Origin of the sequence: Sinorhizobium americanum, from assembly GCF_001651855.1 — a bacterium.
Taxonomy (GTDB): Bacteria; Pseudomonadota; Alphaproteobacteria; order Rhizobiales; family Rhizobiaceae; genus Sinorhizobium; species Sinorhizobium americanum.
Genome location: NZ_LNQC01000064.1, coordinates 60197 through 80542, shown reverse-complemented (window position 1 = coordinate 80542; position 20346 = coordinate 60197). Strand labels below are relative to the sequence as shown.

Here is a 20346-nt window from a genome sequence, read left to right as displayed (position 1 = left end):
AACTTTGCTCGTCGACGCCGGTCTAATGGACAACTGCCCGCCTTTGGGTTTTGCTCTTGGCTTTCTTCGGCTTGTGAGTCTCGGGAAATACGGAATCCTTCATCGCGTCCATCGCTGCCGAAAAGCCGCTTTGCATTGCCCGGCGCGCCAACCCGACTGCCTTCCTACCCTTCTTCGCGGTTCTGGCGTCGAAAACGTCGTCACGGTGGTCGACCAGTACCGCTGCGGCGGCTCCGGCCCCGGCGGTGATGGCCTTGGCCAGTACATCCCTGCCCACGTCGCTGCGTACCATGCTCCTCAATATCTTCGACCGACGAAGCCCCTTCGGAACCTTCACGCCTGCGATCTTCTTGGGAAGCTGCTTCTTCTTGGCCATTGTCGTACTCCTCGATGCCAGTCGGGAAACGTCGGAGGAGAAGTCCTGGTTCCTGCGGGCTTTAGCGAGTTCATGGCGCGGTCAAATCAGTCTCATAAGAAGATGCTATGCTGCCGCACCGGTTGAAGGATGGAGGATAGCATGGGGAAGCCGAACGACGAAGCTGAGCGCCTGGATTGGCTCGAAGCGGAGCTCACCGATACGCTCGACGAGGACTATGAGCTGGAACTGTCCGAACCGGCCTTGTCGGAGGAGATACGCAAGATTTATCGCAAGGCGCGTCCCCCGACGATTCCGCGAGCCGATTATTTCCGCGCCCTCCTGTCCCTGCAGGCGGAACTCATCAAGCTCCAGGATTGGGTCGTCTATCACAAAGAGAAGGTCGTGGTGATCTTCGAGGGCCGCGATTCGGCCGGCAAGGGCGGCGCGATCAAGCGCATCACACAGCGGCTGAACCCGCGCGTCGTGCGGGTGGTGGCGCTTCCGGCACCGTCCGACCGCGAAAAGACGCAATGGTACTTCCAGCGATACGTGCCGCATCTGCCGGCCGGCGGCGAGATCGTGCTTTTCGACCGCTCCTGGTACAACCGCTCCGGTGTTGAGCGGGTGATGGGCTTCGCGACGGAAGGCGAGGTGGAGGAATTCTTCCGAGACGTACCGGAATTCGAGCGCATGCTGGTGCGCTCCGGCATTCGGCTTGTGAAATACTGGTTCTCGATCACCGACGAGGAGCAGCAGTTGCGCTTCCTGATGCGCATTCATGATCCGCTGAAGCAGTGGAAGCTTTCGCCCATGGACCTGCAGTCGCGGGTGCGCTGGGAGGGCTACACCAAGGCCAAGGAAGAGACTTTTGCCCGCACCAACATCCCGGAAGCGCCATGGTACATCGTCGAGGCGAATGACAAGAAGCGGGCGCGTCTGAACTGCATCGACCACCTGCTGACGAAGATCCCGTATGAGGATGTGCCGCATGCGGATATCGCGTTGCCGGAGCGGGTCTTCAATCCCGACTACGAGCGGAAAGTGCTGCCACCGGAACTGTATGTGCCGTCGAAATACTGAAAGGACAGTCAAGGAAATGCCCGTCAACTTCCCGAAAAAGCAACTCCGCAGGTTGTAATGGGCACCGCTTGCGACCATGAGGTGTCGCACCCAAGCCTCCGGTTGGAAAGCGATGTCGTTGATGGCGCCGATGATGAAGGTCACCGGCGGAGACGAACTAATTCTCAGGGAACGCGCGCGACGCTGCGGCGGCCGGAGGGGGCCGGCCGTCGCCGGACAGATTGCCGCATGTCCCGGTTCGACTTTTGGAGTGACATCCGCAACGTCTATATAAGGGGGCGCAGATACGGCTGAACAGGGCGACGGAATGGAATTGCAGGGCAAGGCCGCGCATTCAGCGGCTATCCGCGAGCGCGCGGAGGCGGAGATGAAGGCGATCGGCGTCGATGAAGCGTTCATCGGTACTTTGGTCGACACGTTCTATGCCCGTGTGCTCGCGCATCCGGAGCTTGGACCGGTCTTCGACGCAAGGCTTTCGGGACGCTGGCCGGAGCACATGGAGAAAATGAAAAGCTTCTGGTCCGCCGTCGCCTTCCGCAGTGGCGCCTATGGCGGCAAGCCGGTCCAGGCGCATCTCGGCGTCGCCAACATGTCACCGGAGCTTTTTCCAAAATGGCTGGCGCTCTTTACTGCGACACTTGACGACATTGCTCCGAACCAGGAGGCGAAGGCCTGGTTCACGAGCACGGCTGAGCGCATCGCGCGCAGCCTGACGCTCTCGCTCTTCTACAATCCGGCGCTCGACGATCCGGCGCTCAAGCGTTCCTGATGTCGGAACCCCGCACCCCCGGCCGCAGCAGCGGTCGTGCATCGGCCTGGTAGTCCCCACCACCCAATACCCGCTGTTGCATGCTCCGCTTCAGCAACGGGCAAGTGATGGCGGGAACCTACTCCTATTCGGTCGGTTAGATGCGAAGAGGATCGACCATTGGCGAAATTGGGTGTCCTGACATTTCACCGCTGCATCAATTACGGCTCTTTCTGGCAGACACGGTGTCTGGTCGACGGGCTGCGGTCTCGCGGCCACGAGCCGATCGTTCTCGACCACCGTTCCGATCGCGTCAGCCGGGCCGAGTGGCGCTGTGCCTTGCAGCCGTTGCTGCCGGTCCGGACCTCGGCTGCCGACTCTCAGCTCTATGCCTCCAAGATCCGAAAGTTCCTGAAGGCTATCGAAGCGCTGCCGCTCAGCGGAGCGTTTGCGCTGGATGATCCGACGGGCAGCGAGAGCTGCGACCTCGTCATCGTCGGCAGCGACGAGGTCTGGAACCTGCGTCACCCCTGGTATGGGGGTTGCCGATTGTTCTACGGCGACCAGCTCACGGCGCGGCGGCTCGTCTCCTACGCCGCGACATTCGGGAACCATCCGGCGGCAACCGGGCTCGAGAGCTTCTGGGCGGAGGGGCTGCGGAAGTTCGAAAGCATTTCTGTGCGCGATGGGAACTCGAAGACGATTGTCGAGAATGCGATCGGCCGCGAGGCGACGCTCGTCCTCGACCCGTGCCTTCAATTCCCCGAGGCAATTACCTCGCACGAGGCAATTTCGCGAGAGGCACTGCCGCGTCCTTACGCTGCAATTTATGGCCACTCCTTCCCGTCCTGGTTCAAGGATCCGGTTCGGCGCTGGGCGGGATCACGGGCGATCAAGCTTGTCAGCGTCGGCTATCGCAACGATTGGGCCGATGAACAGTGGATCGACGCCGGGCCACACGATTTCGCCGGCTTCATAGCCGGTGCTGCGGCCGTGGTGACGAATTTCTTCCACGGCTGCGTCTTCTCCCTGATCAACTCCAAGGCCTTTGCCTGCGTCATGTCGGACTACCGCTGGAACAAGATCCACGACCTGATTGCACTCCTGGGCGCCGAGCGCCACGTCATCCCGGAAGGGGCGGGCGAGCGGGACTATGGGGCCGTTCTTGATGAAGCACCTGTTTCGGCCATCGCAGCCCGGCTTGCCGAGCATCGTCTCCGCTCACAGGCATACTTGGATCATGTCCTCAGCTGATCCGCCGAAACTCCTGTCTGACCATCCCAGGCTCACGCCGCGGTGGATCGGAAAGTCCGGCCTGTGCATCGGGTGCGGAGCCTGCGTGGCGCGCTCAAGCGGCAGTGATGCGACCATGCGCCTCGACCGCTATGGTCACTTCAAACCAAGCATTCCCAGCCTGCCGCCGAATGACAGTCCGCCAGACTTCGCCGCTCTCTGCCCCTTCTCTCCGCATGCCCAGAACGAGGACGAAATAGCCCGCGAGCGATTCCCATTGGCCAAATACCGGGACCCCCTGATAGGGCGGTTCGAAGCAGCCTTTGTCGGTCACGTGCGCGAGTCGAGCTTTCGGGCGGACGGCAGTTCGGGCGGCATGGCAAACTGGACGGCCGCCGAGCTTCTGGCAAGGAAGATGGTCGACGGGATCGCGCATGTGGTGCCGCGTTCCGACGGCGAGGGTGATCGCCAACCGCTCTTCCGCTACCGGATCTCGCGCACCGTGGAAGACGTGCGCGATGGCGCCAAGTCGCGCTACTACCCCGTGGAAATGTCCGAGATCATCGAAGAGATCAGGCGCCGTCCCGGACGTTATGCGATGGTCGGCATCCCGTGCTTCGTCAAGGCCGTGCATCTCCTTTGCAGGCAGGATCCGGTCCTGCGCGAGCGCATCGTCTTCACGCTCGGCCTCTTTTGCGGGCACATGAAAAGCGCTCGTTTCGTCGAAAGCTTCGCCTGGCAGATGCAGGCAAGAATGGGAGAGGTTGCGAGTGTCGATTTCCGGCTGAAGGATGCCCGGCGACCGGCGAACTGGTACACCGTCCACCTGCGGCTCAAGGACGGAAGCACAAGGAACAAGGACTGGTGGCATCTCGTCGACGGCGATTGGGGAGCAGGATATTTTCAGAACTCCGCCTGCAACTTCTGCGACGACGTGGTCGCCGAGACGGCGGACATTTCATTCGGTGACGCCTGGGTCGAACCCTACTCGTCCGACGGTCGGGGCACGAATGTCGTGGTCGTTCGCTCTCCATTGCTGCATCAGCTGATAGCTGATGCCGTCGAGAAACGACGGCTGGATCTCAGCGAGGTCGATGCCGATTTCGTCGTGCGAACCCAAGCGGCCGGATTCAGGCAGCGGCGCGAGGGGCTCGCCTTTCGCCTGAGCTGGCCGCGATACGGAATAAAGCCGAACAAGCGCGTTGTACCGAAATGGAGCGGGCTGCCGGCTCGGCGCATGCTGATCTACTGGCTGCGCAGTGCGATCAGCGCCCAGAGCCATCGCATCTTCCTGGCGGCAAGGGCACTCAAATTGCCGATCATCTATATCCGTTGGGCCTCGACGATGCTCGCCCTCTATCAGGGTGTCACCTATTCGCGCGGCTGGGTCGGGAAACTCGTCGATCGCATCGGCGGTCGGGGTGAGAGCTGAGGCTGATCGAGGACACCTACCGACGACGGGTGAGGGGCATAGCGCTCGGTCATCTCGGCGCAGAATTCGGCGAATTCCTCCGGCACGATCGGTGCGCTCGTATGGTGCGGGGCGAGGCCTCTGTGTTCCGGCGTGAAGCAATAGGTGACCGTGACGTCGAAATCCTCGAGCGCCTCCATTTGCCGATCGAACCATGCGAGCGCATCCGGCCGGAATCGATCGGCCCAGGAGAGGCCGGTGCGCAGGCAGGTGACCCCGAGGCGCTTCATCCATTGGACAGCGTCGTCGAGCCGCGGGTCCTCGAAATGGAACCATTGTACCAGCCCGACGTCCGGCGTGTGCCGGGCAAATTCCTCGAGCGCCAGCTTCGGCGTGCCGTCTTCGCGCAGAAGACCCATGTAGAAATGCCGGTAATAGGAAGAGCCCTCCGCCTCCTTGTGACGGGTGGTGGCCGGCCAGGCGCTCGGCAGGTCATAGAGGCTGTACCATTGAATCCGCTCGACTTTGCCCTTGAGCAGTTCGGCGGTTCTTTTCAGTCCCCATAGCTGCACCTCCTCAGCGCCGAAGGTGGAGACGCCGACCTCGCTTATCCAGATCGGGAGGTCGGTGACGCTCCGCAGCTCCGCGATCTTCCGCGGCCATTCGTCAATCTGCCAGAGGTTCCAGTCGAGCGGAAAACCGTGGGCGGCCACCGCATCGACGTGATCGAGCACGCCATAGGTATCCATGAGCGCCAGGAATCCTGGGTCGATCGGCGAGATGCCGCCGAGCACCCTTGTCAGATTGGGATTCACGTCGTGAATGGCGTCTGCGGCGAGCTTCGCCATATGCGCGAAACGGCTCCAATCGGGATCGACCTCCGGATCCCAATGGGACTTGTTGTTCGGCTCGTTCCAGATCATTGCGGCTTCGATCATCAATTCCTCCGAACTGCCGGAGACCGGCTGGTTGGTTGCGCTGTTCGAGGTCTTCGGCGCTCACGACACGTTCTCGTTCAACGCGACGATCTTCGCCCCCCAGTCGCCGGCGACGATGGTGGAGATGGAGGCGGGCGCAATCTCGAAGCGAGGCCAGGCGTCCGCCGAAAGGCCGAGCACATGGCAGACCAGGGCCTTGATGACGTCGGCATGGCTGACAAGGACGACTTTGCCGTCGCTCTCTTGCCGGCCGAGCGTTTCGACGAGCGCGATCACCCGCGACTGGACCTCCAGCATCGTCTCTCCGCCCGGTGCGCGGACGAGGCTCCTTATCGAATTCCACTGATGCCAATGCGGGTCCGTGTTCAGCACTTCGAACGTCTTGCCGGACCAGGTGCCGAAATCCACCTCGTCGAGGGCATCGGCCGTTTCAACCGCCGGAATCTCCAAGGCTGCGGCGATCGCCGCGGCCGTTTCCTGGGTGCGCTTGCGCGGACTGGCATAGATCGTGCCGATGTTCTCGCCGGCAAGCCGCGCCCCCAGACGCTCTGCTTGTTCCCGCCCAGCCGGGCCGAGCGGAACGTCTGCAGTGCGCCCGGCCAGGAAATTGCCGATCTTGTCGTGGGCGGCGTGCCGCACCAGCAGGAACGTGGTCGTCACTCGGCCGCTCCCCGGAGTGCGTCCGTTTCTCCTGCGATAAATTCCTCAAGCCGTATGCGCGCCTCGGCATCGGTGAATTGCCGCGGCGGCGATTTCATGAAGTAGCTCGAGGGTGCGATCAGCGGGCCGCCTAGGCCGCGGTCCATGCCGAGCTTGGCGCAGCGCACCGCATCGATCACCACGCCGGCCGAGTTCGGCGAATCCCAGACCTCGAGCTTCAACTCGACATTTAGCGGGACGCTGCCAAATGTGGTGCCCTCGACACGAATATAGGCGAACTTGCGGTCGGCGAGCCAAGGCACATGGTCGCTCGGGCCGACATGGATGTCTCCGGGAGCAAGGGGCATGTCCATTTGGCTGATGACCGATTGGGTCTTCGAGATCTTCTTCGATTCCAGCCGCTCCCGTTCGAGCATGTTGAGGAAGTCGGTATTGCCGCCGAAATTGAGCTGATATGTCCGGTCAATCCTGACGCCGCGGTCGCGAAAGAGATTGGCGAGCAGCCGGTGCACGATGGTGGCGCCGACCTGGCTCTTGATGTCGTCGCCGATCAGCGGCAGGCCGCGCTCGGCGAATTTCCTTTGCCAGGATCGGTCGGAGGCGATGAAGACGGGAATGCAGTTGACGAAACCGCAGCCGGCGGCAAGCGCCTGCTCGGCGTACCAGCGCGTCGCCACTTCCGAACCGACCGGGAGGTAGGAGACCAGCACGTCCGTTTCGCTTTGCCGCAGGATCTCGGCGACGTCGACGGCCGGAGCTTCCGATTCGGGGATTTCCTTGCGCAGATATCGGCCGATCCCGTCGAGCGTTCTGCCGCGCTCCACTGTAACCCCGGTCGAAGCAACCTCTGCAAAACGGAACGTGTTGTTCGGAGGAGCATAGATAGCCTCGGCGACATCGCGGTCGACCTTCGAAGCGGCGACGTCGAATGCGGCGGACACTTCGATATCGCTGATGTGATAGCCGCCGAGATTGACATGCATCAGTCCCGGCACCGGCTCGTCTTCCCTGGCGTCGCGGTAGAAAGTAATCCCTTGGACGAGGGAAGATGCGCAATTACCGATTCCGACCAGGCCGATTCGAATGGATTTCGATCGCATCGCCGCACTCCCGCAAGGCATCTACAATGCTCGCCAAACCCACGCACGCCGGAATGGTTCCCGCGTTCGGCTCCGCACGCATTCCGCGGATCGAAATCAGCCGCCGCGCGTTCAACGCCGATGAGGAGCGATGGGCGGAGCGATGCTGGTCTATGGTGACCCGAAGCGCGGCGAGCGGGCCGACACTTTGTGCGAGGCAATTGCCGCACGGCTGCGAGAGGTCGATGGTCGGCCGCCGGGCCTCGAGCGGCACGCAGCTTTGGTCGGCATCTTCATCAAGGCGGGCGAACTTGTGCAGGGACTGTCGGATTTCGAGTTCGAAACGCTCGGTGCCGACGAGCTCTCGGCAGGGCGCGAGAAGGCCGGCGTTCTGCTTCTCGATCTCGCTCGGCTCGTCGCCCAATCCTGGTCTTCGGGGTTCTCCGGTCACTTGGCGCTGCCGGATCGTATCTGGGCACTGCTTCAGGACCTTCGGGCGTCACGGCCGCTGTCGATCAAGGAGGGGGAGGGCTATGCCTTCTATGCGCTCTATCCCGAATGTTACATGGAAGCGGCCCGACGCTCCGGGCTTGGTGCAAACACCGTCGTCATCGGCCTCCGCTCAATAGGCACCAGCCTGTCGGCCGCGGTCGCCGCTGCGATCGGGGCGGCGGCACCGGTCACCTTGCGCCCGGTCGGTCATCCTTTCAGGAGGGAAATCCACGTCGGCCCGGTGCTCTCGCAACGGCTTTTGCAGGACAGGACGGCCGATTTCGTGATCGTCGACGAGGGGCCTGGCCTTTCCGGCAGTTCCCTCGGAAGCGTGGCGGATTGGCTCGAGGAGCATGGCGTCAGCGAACACCGCATCCACTTCTTTCCCGGCCATGGGGGAGAGCTGGGACCGCAAGCGAGCGAGGATCATTGCAAACGCTGGGCAGAGCGCCCCCGTCACGTCGTCGAACTGGACGAGCTTGTCTTCGGGGCACATCGGCCGCACCGGCTCGCCGCTTGGGTGAGCGAGCTTGTCGGGCCTCTCGGGCAGCCGCTGCAAGAGATTTCCGGCGGAGGCTGGCGTAGCGTGCTTGCGTGCAGCCGCCATTCCTGGCCACCCGCCGATCCGCGGTTCGAGCGACGCAAATTTTTGGCGCATGCTTCCGGCGGGACATGGCTCGTCAAATTCGCAGGCCTGGGGGACATCGGACAACGCAAGTTCGAAAAGGCACGGTTGCTGGCGAAGGCCGGCTTTACGCCGCCGGTCGCCGGCCTCTGCCATGGTTTCCTGGTCCAGAAGTGGGTCACGGCGGCACCGCTCGCGCCAAGCGATTTTCACGGCGCGGAATTCATTGAACATCTCGGCCGCTATCTGACATTTCGCGCTCGTCGGCTGCCGCAGCCGGCGACGCGCGGCGCCACAATGGCAATGCTGTACGAAATGGCCATCGCCAATACGGAAGAAGCGCTCGGCGAAGCCGTTGCGACCCGGCTGAAGTCACGGCTTTCCGATGGCCATGATCTTCCAATGGTGCCCGTCGATACGGACAACCGCCTTCACCCGTGGGAGTGGCTGGCCGGCGACGACGGGTTCCTGAAGGCCGATGCGCTCGATCATAGTGCTGGCCACGATCTCGTCGGACCTCAGGATATCGCCTGGGACATCGCAGGCGCCACCATCGAGTTCGATCTCTCGCCGGATGAAGCGGCCGCTCTTCGCGCGATCGTTTCCGACGGCTGCTCGCGCGCCGTCGATGCTAAACTGCAGGAAATCCTTGAGCTTTTTTACCTGACCTTCCAGCTTGGCCTCTGGAGCTTTGCAACGTGCGGTGCCGCCGCGGAGGAAGTGAAGCGGCTGGACTCGCTAGTGGCGCGCTATCGAGAGCTCTTGCTCCGGCGCCTCGAAGAGGGCGCCGGACAGGTGCGCAGCCGTCGCGACTATCTTCCGTAGATCCTGTCGAGGACATCGGCGACGGTGACGAAGCAGTCGTTTTCCGGATCGAAGCGCTCGCCTGCGGCAAGACGCTCGGCCCAGAGAGCCGCAGCGCGTCCTCCCCAATCGTCGGGGGGAAGCGCCAGAACCTCCCGCTGCGTCCCGCGGTACCGTTCCGCCAGGAAGTCGAGGTAGGAGCCGTCGACGTTTCTGAGGCTGGCACCGCCTTCGGTGCCGTAGAAATCGGCACTGATCACCGCGTCGCATCCCGCCTGCAGGTGCCAGGAGCAAGCGACCCGGGCAACGACTCCGTCAGCCAGTTCGAGCGTCGCGACGGCATAGTCCTCGACCTCGTCGCCATCGCGGCGGATGGGAACGCCCTTGGCAAACAGCCGGCTTTCGACGCGGGCCACCTCCGGAAATCCGAGGACCCAGAGCAGGAGGTCGACGAGGTGCACGCCGAGATCGATGACGCATCCGCCGCCGGAAAGCGCCTTGTCGTAGAACCACGGTTTGCTGGGACCGTAGGCGTTGTGAAACGTCAGATCGACTGCGAATACGGTGCCGAGTTCGCCCGAAGTGATCAGGTCCCGAATCCGCTGCATGCCGACGGTGTGACGATAGGAGAGATCAACGCCCAGCAGCCTGTCGGCGTGCTGCGCCGCTTCGACGACCGCCAGGGTCTCGTCGCGTGTTCGACCGAGCGGCTTCTGGCAAAAGACCGCCAGGCCCTGCTCCAGGGCCACGATCGACTGAGCGGCATGAAGGGCGCTCGGAGAGGCGATGACGATGCCGTCGAGGCGCTGGTCGAGCAGGGCTTCAAGGGAATTGACCAAGAGGGCGTCGGGCGTCAGCTCGCGCGCCGCCGCCGCCATTTCCGGCGTCGGGTCGAATATGGCAGCCGTTTCGACGGCGCCGGTTTCGACGATCGCCCGCATGCGGTGCAGGCCGATTCGGCCCACGCCGAGGAAGCCGACGCGTGGGCGGGTCGTGGCGTCCAGTTTCCTTGCCAGTGGCATCGCGTCACTCATCGTAGATCACCAGTGCCTTGATGAAGCCTTCGGGACGATCGCGCGTCATATCGAGCGCAGCGCCGAGCTCCTCGAGCCGGAACCGGTGCGTATAGAGCCTTGAGGGCGACAGGCGGCCGGCGGCCGTCGCCTCGATCGCCTCGCGGATGCCGCGCATATAGACGGCCGGGTCCCGTTCATGCGCATTGATCACGTCGAGGCCGCGCCAGTTCCAGAGCTGCATGTTCACCTGCCGCGGCCCGTCCTGGTGATACCCTGCAATGATGAGGCGGCCGCGCTCTTTCGTCAGTTCGGCGGCCAGGTCGAGCGGCCATTGCTTGCCCACCGCCTCGACGACGCAATCGCAAAGCGCGCCGGAGGTCAGTTGCTTCACCTTGTCGATGATCTGCCAATGGTCGTCCATGGCGATGACCTCGCTTGCGCCGGCCCGTTTGGCCGAAGCGAGCGAAGACGGTCTGCGCGATATGGCGATGACTCTTGCGCCGGCCGCGCTTGCGAGCTCCGTCAGGAGGATGCCGAGGAAGCCGATGCCGATGATCGCCACGGTCTCGCCGGGACGGATTGCGCTCCGCCGGAAGATGTTGAAGGCGCAGCCGAGCGGCTCGCCCGGAAAGGGCTGATCCGCGAGTGCAGCGGGAAGGGATGCGATCGCGGTCTGGTCCGCAATATCGTGGGTCGCATAGGCGTGATAGGAGAGCGCCGCGACTCGGTCGCCCTGTGCGAAACCATGCACGTCCTCGCCGATCTTGTCGATGATCCCCCAGCCCTCATGCCCGAGCGCGCCGGGTTCGGTCGGGAACCGCATCCAATCCGGTCCGGCCCAGGGTACGAGATTGGATGCGCAAACGCCGCAGCCTTGCAGCTTGATGCGGACCTGCCCGGGGCCGGGCTCAGGCACCGGCAATCTCTCGAGCCGCAACTCGCCCGGCCCGGTGATGATCGCCGCGGACATTGTGTCTGTCCTCGGCTGCGTCCTGATGTTCATGCCTGCCTCCCGCTGTTGACATGGAGCATGTCCGGCGGCTCGGCGCAGCGTGGGCGTTGAGTGGAAGAATACCCCCCGCCATACCCTCGTCGCGGCGCCTCAAAAAAGACGCTCGGCCGCCTTGGGCCCTTAACTTCATGTTCCGGCTTTTGTTCCTGCCCGGCCGATTGTCATGGAACCTCATGGGAAGAGCGAGGTTTGTAGCTTGGGCGTGCGCGGGCGATCGCCAGCACAATCATCAGCTATATAGATGTTCAAAGAAGAAGTCATAGATGAAGGAACCTTTGCTGCAGACGTTTGTTGGAGCTTTGTCTCTATCTCTGATTGGTCATAGTCAGGAGCGGTTATGACAAAGGTACTTGTCACCGGCGGCTGCGGGTTCATTGGCAGGCATGTAGTCGATGAACTTCTCTCGAGGAACTATGAACTCTCCGTGCTGGACTCGTTTCACGAGCAGGTCCACGCGGATGCACAGATCACCTTGCCGCCGGACGTCGACATGTGCCGGGGCGACATTCGCGATCCGGACGTGGTCAAGGAAGCGCTGACGGGGATCGATTGCGTCATCCATCTCGCCGCCGAGGTGGGCGTCGGCCAGTCGATGTACGAGATCGCCCGCTATGTCGGTGTGAACGATCTCGGGACGGCCGTGCTGCTCGAGGCGATGATCGAAAGCCCGGTCCAGCGGATCGTCGTCGCGTCGTCGATGAGCGTCTATGGCGAAGGTCTTTACGAGTCCTCGACGGGCGAGCGCATGCCGAATGCCAGGCGCTCACCTGCCCAAATCCGGGTCGGCGCATGGGATCCGCTCGCACCGAACGGAGAGACGCTCAGGCCCGTTGCCACCGACGAGCACAAGCCGGTCGACCTCGCCTCCATTTACGCCCTGACGAAATACACCCAGGAACGACAGGTGCTGATCTTCGGTGAAGCCTATGGCAGGGAGGCCGTCGCGCTCCGCCTCTTCAACGTGTTCGGCGCCGGGCAGGCGCTCTCCAATCCCTATACCGGCGTGCTCGCCAATTTCGCATCGCGGCTTGCCAACGGGCAGTCGCCGATGGTGTTCGAGGACGGCCGGCAGCGGCGCGATTTCGTCCACGTCCGCGACGTGGCGCGCGCCTTCCGGCTGGCGCTCGAGCAGCCGCAGGCGGCGGGTCACGTCATCAATGTGGGCAGCGGTCAGGCCTACGCCATTGCCGACGTTGCTTCGCTGCTGGCGGAAGCCATGGGGGTCCCCGAACTCGAGCCCGAGATCATGAACAGGGCGCGGTCCGGTGACATCCGCAATTGCTTCGCCGATATCTCCAAGGCGCGCGACCTGCTCGGCTTCCAGCCGGCGCACAGGCTCGAGGACTCGCTCGAGGAATTCGCGCACTGGGTGCTGAGCGTCGGTGCGATCGACCGTGGCGCCGAAATGAAGCGCCATTTGGAAACGCGGGGGCTCGTCCGATGAGCGCCGGGTCGGTTGACAGGCGATCAGGCGTGGCAGCGCCCGCCCTTTCCGGGAAAACTGCGGCAATCCTTGTCGTCGGCGGCAGCGGGTTCCTCGGCTGCAATCTCGCCGACAGCTTTCTGCGCGACGGCGAGAAGGTGATCGTCCTCGACAATCTGAGCCGCGCGGGCGTCGAACGCAATCTTGAATGGCTGGTGGACAATCACGGCGGTGCCGTCGAGGCCGAGATTGCGAATATCCGCGACCTTGCCGCCATCGAGCCGGCCTTCAAGGGCGCCAAGGCGATCTTCCATTTCGCCGCGCAGACGGCTGTGACGACCAGCCTGCTGCAGCCGGTCGATGACTTCGAAACGAATGCGCGCGGTACTCTGAACGTCCTCGAGGCGGCCAGGCGCGCGGGGCGCCGCGCACCGGTGATATTCGCCAGCACCAACAAGGTCTATGGAGCATTGGCGGGCCTGGAGATAGAAGAGGCCGGCGATCGCTACCTGCCTGCCGATGCCGTAACGCGCCGATATGGTATCGGCGAGGCGCAGCCGCTCGATTTTTCTACGCCCTACGGCTGTTCGAAAGGCGTCGCGGACCAGTACGTGCTGGACTATGCGAAATCCTTCGGCCTGCCGACAGCCGTGCTCAGGATGAGCTGCGTCTATGGTCCGCGGCAGTTCGGCACGGAGGACCAGGGGTGGGTTGCGCATTTTCTCATTCGTGCGCTCGCCGGTGAGCCGATCTCGATCTACGGCGACGGCAAACAGGTGCGCGATATTCTCCATGTCAGCGACGCGGTGGCAGCCTATAGGGCACTGCTCACGTCGATCGACCGCTTTCATGGCCGTGCCTTCAATTTGGGCGGTGGTCCCGACAATGCGGTGAGTCTCGCCGAGGTCCTGCACGAGATCGAACTCCTGACGGCACGGAGGCTGAGGACCGAAAAATGCGACTGGCGCGCCGGCGACCAGCTGTATTTCGTCGCCGACACGCGTGCACTTGCGGACGCTCTCGGGTGGAGGCCTCACATGGGCTGGCGCGCCGGGCTGCGCGACCTCCATGCCTGGCTGCTGCAGGATTGGACGGAGGTCAGCAAGTCTCGGTTTCAGCGCCGGACGCGGAGGGTCACTGCATGATCGCCCCCGCCCTATCCGCCTCGCGCCCATCCACCGATGAGGGCCCGGTGCGGCTGCCGCGACGCATCCTGATGAGCGTCGATGCGGTCGGCGGGGTTTGGCGCTACGCGATGGATCTTGCCGAGGCTCTCCGCAAGGCAGGCATCGAAACGGTGTTCGCTGGTTTCGGTCCGGCGCCGTCCATGGCGCAAAGCCGGGAAGCCGCCCGGATCGGCCGCCTCGAATGGCTTGCAACGCCGCTGGATTGGATGGCCGACGACGAAAGCGCACTCGAGAGCGCGGCGGATGGGCTTGGCGAACTTTCACTCCGGCATTCCGTTGATCTCATGCATCTGAACCTGCCGTCGCAGGCGGCCGGCCTCGCTTTGCAGGTGCCCGTTGTCACCGTCTCTCATTCCTGCGTCGCTACTTGGTTCGAGGCCGTGCGCAAGAGCGGTCTGCCGGAGGCGTGGCTCTGGCAAAAGCGGCGCAACCGCCTGGGTTTCGATCGCTCGGACGTGGTGCTGGCCCCGAGCTGGAGCCATGCGGCGGCGCTTGAGCGCTGCTATGGGCCGATCGACAATCTTGCCGTCGCCTACAATTCCAGCCGCGAACAGCCTGTGACTATCCCCAAGCAGGATTTCGTCTTTGCGGCGGGGCGGTGGTGGGACGAAGGTAAGAACGGCGCGGTGCTGGACAGGGCTGCCGCCGCGATCCGCTGGCCGGTCGTCATGGCGGGGGCGTGCAGCGGGCCGAACGGCCAGCACCTCGCCATCGCGCAGGCCGATCACAGGGGCGAGCTCAGTCACGAGCGGGTGATGGCGCTGATGTCGAGCGCTGCGGTCGTCGTTTCGCCGTCGATCTACGAACCGTTTGGCCTGGCGCCGCTCGAGGCGGCCGGCGCCGGAGCGGCGCTGGTGCTTGCTGATATCGCAACCTACCGTGAACTCTGGGATGGTGCCGCACGCTTCTTCGATCCGCGCGATCCGGAGGCGCTGGCGGATGCAGTCAACGACTTGACCCGGGATGCCGCGCATCGCGCAGAGCTTGGCCGGTCGGCTCGATCTCGGTCGCAATGCTTCACAATCGAAGCGCAGCGCGACCGGGTGCTCGATGCCTACAGCCTGGCGATGCAAAAATCCTCCCGATTGACGGCAGCGGAGTGAGCGATGCGGTTCCTGTTCTACACCCAATCCCTCGTTTCCGACTGGAACCATGGCAATGCCCATTTCCTGCGCGGCGTGATGCGCGAACTCGTTCGCCGCGGACATCAGGCGACGGCTCTCGAGCCGCGCGACTCCTGGAGCCGCCTGAACCTGATCGCCGACCAGGGCGTCGCGCCGATCGCCGCCTTCCGCAAGCAGTTTCCCGAATTGCGCGCGGAGAGCTACGAGCCGGACTTCGATCACGAAGCGGCGGTCGGTGACGCCGATGTGGTCGTTGTGCACGAGTGGACCGAGCCGACCCTGATCGCCCGGCTCGGGCGCCTCCGACGCAATGGCGGCCGGTTCACGCTCGCCTTTCACGACACGCATCATCGGGCCGTCAGCCAGCGGCGAGAGATCGCCCGGCTCGATCTCTCCGATTATGATTTCGTACTCGCTTTCGGGGAGGCGCTGCGCGAACGGTATCTGAACGCCGGTTGGGGCAAGCATGTCTTCACCTGGCACGAATCGGCCGACACCTCGTTGTTTCACCCGATGCCGGAGGTGGAGAAGACCGGCGATCTGGTCTGGATCGGCAACTGGGGCGACGATGAGCGCAGCAGCGAAATCGCCACCTTCCTTATCAAACCGGCGCGACGGCTGAGGCTCAGGACCACGGTGCGTGGCGTCCGCTATCCCGGCAGCGCGCTGAAGGCGCTCAAGGCGGCGGGAATCGCCTATGGCGGCTGGATTGCCAACGCCGCGGTGCCCAGAGCCTTCGCCGAGCATCGGGCAACGGTGCACATCCCGCGCCGACCCTATGTGGAGGCCTTGCCCGGAATCCCGACCATCCGCGTGTTCGAGGCGCTTGCCTGCGGCATTCCGCTGATCTCGGCGCCGTGGAACGATGCGGAGGGGCTTTTCCGCGCCGGCAAGGACTTTCTCTTCGCCCGCAATGGATCGTCGATGACGCGTCTCCTGCGCCAGGTGCTCGCCGACCCGGCCGTTGCCAAAGAGATGACGGCAAGCGGGCTGGAGACGATCCGGACACGCCACACCTGCGCGCATCGCGTCGACGAGCTCTTGGATATCGTCGCTTCCTATCGGTCGACAGGCGCTACGCGTGATCTCGTCACGACGAAGGAGGTGGCGCTATGAGGATCGCCTTTTACGGATCGAGCCTCGTTTCGGCCTATTGGAACGGTGCGGCGACCTATTACCGCGGGCTGCTGCGGGCGCTAGCCGCGCGTGGTTATCAGATGACCTTTTATGAGCCGGACGTCTATGACCGCCAGAAGCACCGTGACATCGAGCCGCCGGATTGGTGCAGGGTCGTCGTCTACGAGGGAACGGTCGCGGCGCTGAAGCGGGTTGCTGCGGCGTCGGCCGAGGCCGAGATCGTCATCAAGGCGAGCGGCGTCGGCTTCGAAGATGACCTCCTGCTCGAAGAGGTAATGTCAGCGGCACGTCCGGCCGCTCTCAAGATCTTCTGGGACGTCGACGCGCCCGCGACGCTGCAGGAGCTCCGGGCCTCGCCCGACCATCCGCTGCGGCGCGCCCTCTCATCGCTCGATCTCGTCTTGACCTATGGCGGCGGCGATCCGGTCGTCAGATCCTATCGCGCGCTGGGCGCCCGCCGATGCGTGCCGATCTACAATGCCGTCGACCCGCAGACGCATCATCGAGTCGCCGAAGACTCGCGCTTTGCGGCCGATCTTGCTTTCCTCGGCAATCGCCTGCCGGATCGCGAGGCGCGGGTGGAGGCGTTCTTCCTCGCGCCAGCGGCGCAACTCGGCAACCGGCGCTTCCTGCTCGGCGGAGCCGGCTGGCGCGACAAGCCGTTGCCGGCAAATGTCGCCTATGTCGGCCATGTTCCGACTGCCGATCACAATGCCTTCAACGCGACGCCGCGCGCGGTTCTGAACATTTCGCGCGACAGCATGGCCGAGAACGGTTTCTCGCCGGCGACACGCGTCTTCGAGGCGGCAGGCGCCGGCGCTTGCCTGATCACCGACGCCTGGGAAGGCATCGAACTCTTCCTGAAGCCGGGGGAGGAGGTACTGGTCGCCCGCGACGGCCGTGACGTGGCGGAACTGATGCGGACCTTGACGGCTGAGGTTGCGAGGGAGATCGGGGAGCGGGCGTTCCAGCGCGTGCTTGGCGAACATACCTATGCACATCGGGCGGCCGAAGTGGACCGCATTTTCCGCGAGCGGTCGCGCCGGGTGGAGGCAGCCGAATGAACCGTTCGCTCGAAATCGCGGTCCTCGGCCTTTCGCTATCCTCCTCCTGGGGCAACGGCCATGCGACGACATTTCGAGCGCTGCTTCGGGGCGTCCACGCCGCCGGCCATCGGGTGACTTTCCTCGAACGAGACGTCCCCTGGTATGCAAGCCACCGCGACCTCATCGAGCCGGAGTTCTGCGAGCTTGTTTTGTATGGCAGCGTCGAAGAACTGCGGACGCGGCATGGCGGCACGCTGGGCGGTGCGGACGCCGTCGTCATCGGGTCCTACGTGCCGGACGGGGTGGAGGTGATCGACACAGTCCTCGATCTCGGCCCCAAGCGGCTGTGTTTCTACGACATCGACACGCCGGTGACGCTCGCAAAGCTCGAGCGCGGCGACGAGGAATATCTGGCGCGCCGGCAAGTGCCGTTCTTCGATCTCTATTTCTCCTTCTCCGGCGGCCGGATGCTCGATCGGCTTCGGAGCGATCTCGGGGCGAGGCGACCCGTGCCGCTCTATTGCGCCGTCGACCTCGATATCTATCGTAACACCGGTGCGCCGAGAGAATGGGATCTCGGCTATCTCGGAACCTTCAGCCCCGACCGGCAGCCGATACTCGAACGTCTGCTGATCGAGCCGGCCCGGCGGTTGCCTGGAATGCGCTTCGTCGTTGCCGGCCCGAACTATCCGCCCGGCACCGAATGGCCCGCCAATGTGGAGCGCATCGAGCATCTGCCGCCTGCCGAACATGCCGAGTTCTACAGCCGCCAGCGATTCACGCTGAACGTGACCCGCGCCGACATGGTGGCGGCGGGCTGGTCGCCGAGCGTCCGGCTCTTCGAGGCGGCCGCCTGCCGCACGCCGCTGATCAGCGATTGGTGGGAGGGCCTGGACAGCTTCTTCCCGCCGGGACAGGCCGCGATCGTCGCGACGAGCAGTGACGACGTCGTCGCGGCACTTACGAACCTCGACGATCGTCAGTGCCGGGCCATCGCCGAGAGCGCCTATCACCGTGTCGCAAGCGCGCATAGCGCTGCGGTGCGCGCCAGAACCTTCGTCGAGGCCATCGAAAGCATCGCGCCCAAGACCGATCTCGCCACGAGACATTCCGAGCGGCGGCTTCGGGTATAACCGAAAGGAGAACGGCCTATGGCAAAGAGAAACGGAGCCAATCGCGGAAAGGTCATCCTGGTCGCCGGCGGAGCCGGCTTCGTGGGATCCCATCTTTGTTCAGCCCTGCTTGATGCCGGCAATCGGGTGATCTGCCTCGACAGCTATTTGACGGGCTCTCCGGCGAATGTCGCCGAACTTCAGCGCAACCCCTATTTCACCATGGTCGAACAGGATGTCTGCGACGGGATCGCAAGCGATGAGCCGCTTGACGAGATCTACAATCTCGCTTGCCCGGCTTCGCCGCCCTCCTACCAGGCCGACCCGATCCATACGATGATGACAAGCGTCACCGGAACCGGAAATCTGCTGCGGCTTGCCGCACGGCACGGTGCCAGGTTCCTCCAGGCCTCGACGAGCGAGATCTACGGCGATCCGCAACAGCATCCGCAGCAGGAGGAATATTGGGGCCATGTCAACTGCACCGGGCCGCGGGCCTGCTACGACGAAGGCAAGCGGGCGGCCGAGGCGCTTTGCTTCGACAGCCTGCGGGCCGGCAGCGTCGACGCGAAAGTGGCTCGTATCTTCAACACTTACGGCCCGCACATGCGTCCGAACGACGGCCGCATCGTTTCGAACTTCATCGTCCAGGCGCTGAACAACGAGCCGCTGACGGTCTATGGCAGCGGCGAGCAGACGCGGTCCTTCTGCTACGTGTCCGATCTCGTCGAGGGCTTGATCAGGCTGATGAATCGCAATCCCAATCCGGGGGTGCCGGTAAACCTCGGCAATCCGGGCGAGTTCACCGTCATCGAGCTGGCCGAGCTCGTGCTTTCGAAAGTCAGGACCGCGTCGACGATCGTCCACGCACCCTTGCCGCCCGATGATCCGCAGCGCCGCCGCCCCGACATCTCCCGGGCAAAATCGCTTCTCGGCTGGGAGCCGAAGGTTCCGCTGCAGGAAGGGCTGACGCATACGATCAGCTGGTTCCAACGGATGCTCCCGGAGCAAAGGCCGGTCCGCCGGCGCGGCCGTCCCACGCGTCAGCCGGAAATGTCGGCTCTTTCGCAGGATCTCTGATGATGGTTCAGCAGACGAAATACCGAACGACGATCGAGGATGAGATCGCCGCGCTCGGACCCTGGTTCCACAACATGCGCATCGCTGGCGTCGAAACGTCTCCCGATCATTTTCTCGGAGACTATCCCGCCGTGAAATGGAAGGCGTTCAAGCATGTCGTGCCGGAAGACCTCGGGGGGCGCAGCGTGCTCGACATCGGCTGCAATGCCGGTTTCTATTCGCAGGAAATGAAGCGCCGCAATGCCGGTCGGGTGCTCGGCATCGATTCCGATCCGCACTATCTGCGGCAGGCGAAATTCGCCGCCGAGCAGGCAGGGATGCGGATCGAGTTCCGGCTGATGTCCGTCTATGACGTGGCGCAGCTCGGCGAAAAGTTCGACCTGGTGATCTTCATGGGCGTTCTTTATCACCTGCGCCATCCGCTTCTGGCGCTCGATCTCCTCTACGAGCACGTGGTGGACGACGAGATGCTGTTCCAGTGCATGCAGCGCGGATCGAGGTCGGTCTCGCCGCTCGAAATCAACTACGATTTTCCCGAATGGGATGTTTTCGATCGTCCGGACTACCCCAAGCTGTTCTTCGTCGAACACCGCTTCGCCGATGATCCGACCAACTGGTTCATCCCGAACCGCGCCGGCGTCGAGGCGATGCTGCGCAGCGCAGGTTTCGTCATCGAAGCCAATCCGGAGCGCGAGGTCTATCTGGTGCGGAAAGGGGAGCGTCCCTTCATGGGCGAGCCAACGCCGCATGTCGGCTCGACGAAGCGGTAGTTCCACAGCGG

Annotated in this window: 19 protein-coding genes; 13 read left to right on the top strand and 6 right to left on the bottom strand. The window is 63.7% G+C overall.

The window, feature by feature from the left end; genetic code table 11:
* Positions 1-22: 22 nt before the first annotated feature.
* Positions 23-376, bottom strand: coding sequence for a hypothetical protein (locus ATC00_RS19275; protein ID WP_037388718.1), 354 nt, complete (start codon positions 374-376; stop codon positions 23-25).
* A gap of 141 nt (positions 377-517) precedes the next feature.
* On the opposite strand from ATC00_RS19275, the gene ppk2 reads away from it, so the two are divergent.
* The 4 genes from ppk2 (at position 518) to ATC00_RS19255 (ending at position 4851) form a co-directional block, all read left to right on the top strand.
* Positions 518-1438, top strand: a complete 921-nt coding sequence (ppk2, locus tag ATC00_RS19270; RefSeq protein ID WP_037388715.1) for a polyphosphate kinase 2 — start codon at positions 518-520, stop codon at positions 1436-1438.
* A 307-nt stretch (positions 1439-1745) separates the two neighbouring features.
* A complete protein-coding gene (locus ATC00_RS19265; protein ID WP_037388713.1) occupies positions 1746-2207 on the top strand; it encodes a group III truncated hemoglobin in 462 nt (153 codons plus the stop codon).
* A gap of 159 nt (positions 2208-2366) precedes the next feature.
* Positions 2367-3440, top strand: a complete 1074-nt coding sequence (locus ATC00_RS19260) for a polysaccharide pyruvyl transferase family protein (protein WP_064253998.1) — start codon at positions 2367-2369, stop codon at positions 3438-3440.
* On the top strand, positions 3427-4851 hold the full coding sequence (locus tag ATC00_RS19255; protein WP_072597050.1) for a Coenzyme F420 hydrogenase/dehydrogenase, beta subunit C-terminal domain: 1425 nt from the start codon (positions 3427-3429) through the stop codon (positions 4849-4851). The genes ATC00_RS19260 and ATC00_RS19255 overlap by 14 nt, the downstream gene beginning before the upstream one ends.
* On the opposite strand, the gene ATC00_RS19250 is transcribed toward ATC00_RS19255, so the two are convergent.
* From ATC00_RS19250 to ATC00_RS19240, 3 genes are read right to left on the bottom strand one after another with little or no spacing between them, the layout of a single operon-like run.
* Positions 4791-5768 (bottom strand): glycoside hydrolase 5 family protein, encoded by a 978-nt coding sequence (locus tag ATC00_RS19250; protein WP_064253997.1) that lies wholly within the window; start codon positions 5766-5768, stop codon positions 4791-4793. The two genes, ATC00_RS19255 and ATC00_RS19250, sit on opposite strands and share 61 nt — an antisense overlap.
* Before the next feature lie 60 nt (positions 5769-5828).
* On the bottom strand, positions 5829-6428 hold the full coding sequence (locus tag ATC00_RS19245; protein ID WP_037388707.1) for a histidine phosphatase family protein: 600 nt from the start codon (positions 6426-6428) through the stop codon (positions 5829-5831).
* Positions 6425-7528 carry an inositol-3-phosphate synthase gene (locus ATC00_RS19240; RefSeq protein ID WP_064253996.1) on the bottom strand — a complete coding sequence of 368 codons (1104 nt, stop codon included), beginning with the start codon at positions 7526-7528 and terminating at the stop codon, positions 6425-6427. The genes ATC00_RS19245 and ATC00_RS19240 overlap by 4 nt, the downstream gene beginning before the upstream one ends.
* A gap of 142 nt (positions 7529-7670) precedes the next feature.
* On the opposite strand from ATC00_RS19240, the gene ATC00_RS19235 reads away from it, so the two are divergent.
* Positions 7671-9449: a hypothetical protein gene (locus ATC00_RS19235; protein ID WP_064254040.1), complete on the top strand. Its 1779-nt coding sequence runs from the start codon at positions 7671-7673 to the stop codon at positions 9447-9449.
* On the opposite strand, the gene ATC00_RS19230 is transcribed toward ATC00_RS19235, so the two are convergent.
* Positions 9437-10462 carry a Gfo/Idh/MocA family protein gene (locus ATC00_RS19230; RefSeq protein WP_064253995.1) on the bottom strand — a complete coding sequence of 342 codons (1026 nt, stop codon included), beginning with the start codon at positions 10460-10462 and terminating at the stop codon, positions 9437-9439. The two genes, ATC00_RS19235 and ATC00_RS19230, sit on opposite strands and share 13 nt — an antisense overlap.
* Positions 10455-11447: an MDR/zinc-dependent alcohol dehydrogenase-like family protein gene (locus ATC00_RS19225; protein WP_037388699.1), complete on the bottom strand. Its 993-nt coding sequence runs from the start codon at positions 11445-11447 to the stop codon at positions 10455-10457. Before ATC00_RS19225 ends, ATC00_RS19230 begins: the two co-directional genes overlap by 8 nt.
* 346 nt (positions 11448-11793) lie before the next feature.
* Between ATC00_RS19225 and ATC00_RS19220 the strand changes: the two genes are divergently transcribed.
* Genes ATC00_RS19220 through ATC00_RS19185 form a run of 8 tightly spaced genes read left to right on the top strand, consistent with a single transcriptional unit; the run spans position 11794 to position 20335 of the window.
* A complete protein-coding gene (locus ATC00_RS19220; RefSeq protein WP_037388696.1) occupies positions 11794-12900 on the top strand; it encodes an NAD-dependent epimerase/dehydratase family protein in 1107 nt (368 codons plus the stop codon).
* A complete protein-coding gene (locus ATC00_RS19215; RefSeq protein WP_037388693.1) occupies positions 12897-14024 on the top strand; it encodes an NAD-dependent epimerase/dehydratase family protein in 1128 nt (375 codons plus the stop codon). Before ATC00_RS19220 ends, ATC00_RS19215 begins: the two co-directional genes overlap by 4 nt.
* On the top strand, positions 14021-15169 hold the full coding sequence (locus tag ATC00_RS19210; RefSeq protein WP_082912429.1) for a glycosyltransferase family 4 protein: 1149 nt from the start codon (positions 14021-14023) through the stop codon (positions 15167-15169). Before ATC00_RS19215 ends, ATC00_RS19210 begins: the two co-directional genes overlap by 4 nt.
* Before the next feature lie 3 nt (positions 15170-15172).
* A complete protein-coding gene (locus ATC00_RS19205) occupies positions 15173-16306 on the top strand; it encodes a CgeB family protein (RefSeq protein WP_037388691.1) in 1134 nt (377 codons plus the stop codon).
* Positions 16303-17391, top strand: a complete 1089-nt coding sequence (locus tag ATC00_RS19200) for a CgeB family protein (protein WP_064253994.1) — start codon at positions 16303-16305, stop codon at positions 17389-17391. Before ATC00_RS19205 ends, ATC00_RS19200 begins: the two co-directional genes overlap by 4 nt.
* Positions 17388-18506, top strand: a complete 1119-nt coding sequence (locus tag ATC00_RS19195; RefSeq protein ID WP_037388687.1) for a CgeB family protein — start codon at positions 17388-17390, stop codon at positions 18504-18506. The genes ATC00_RS19200 and ATC00_RS19195 overlap by 4 nt, the downstream gene beginning before the upstream one ends.
* A gap of 18 nt (positions 18507-18524) precedes the next feature.
* Positions 18525-19565 carry a UDP-glucuronic acid decarboxylase family protein gene (locus ATC00_RS19190; protein WP_037388683.1) on the top strand — a complete coding sequence of 347 codons (1041 nt, stop codon included), beginning with the start codon at positions 18525-18527 and terminating at the stop codon, positions 19563-19565.
* A gap of 2 nt (positions 19566-19567) precedes the next feature.
* Positions 19568-20335 (top strand): TIGR04290 family methyltransferase, encoded by a 768-nt coding sequence (locus tag ATC00_RS19185; protein WP_064254039.1) that lies wholly within the window; start codon positions 19568-19570, stop codon positions 20333-20335.
* Positions 20336-20346: the final 11 nt, after the last annotated feature.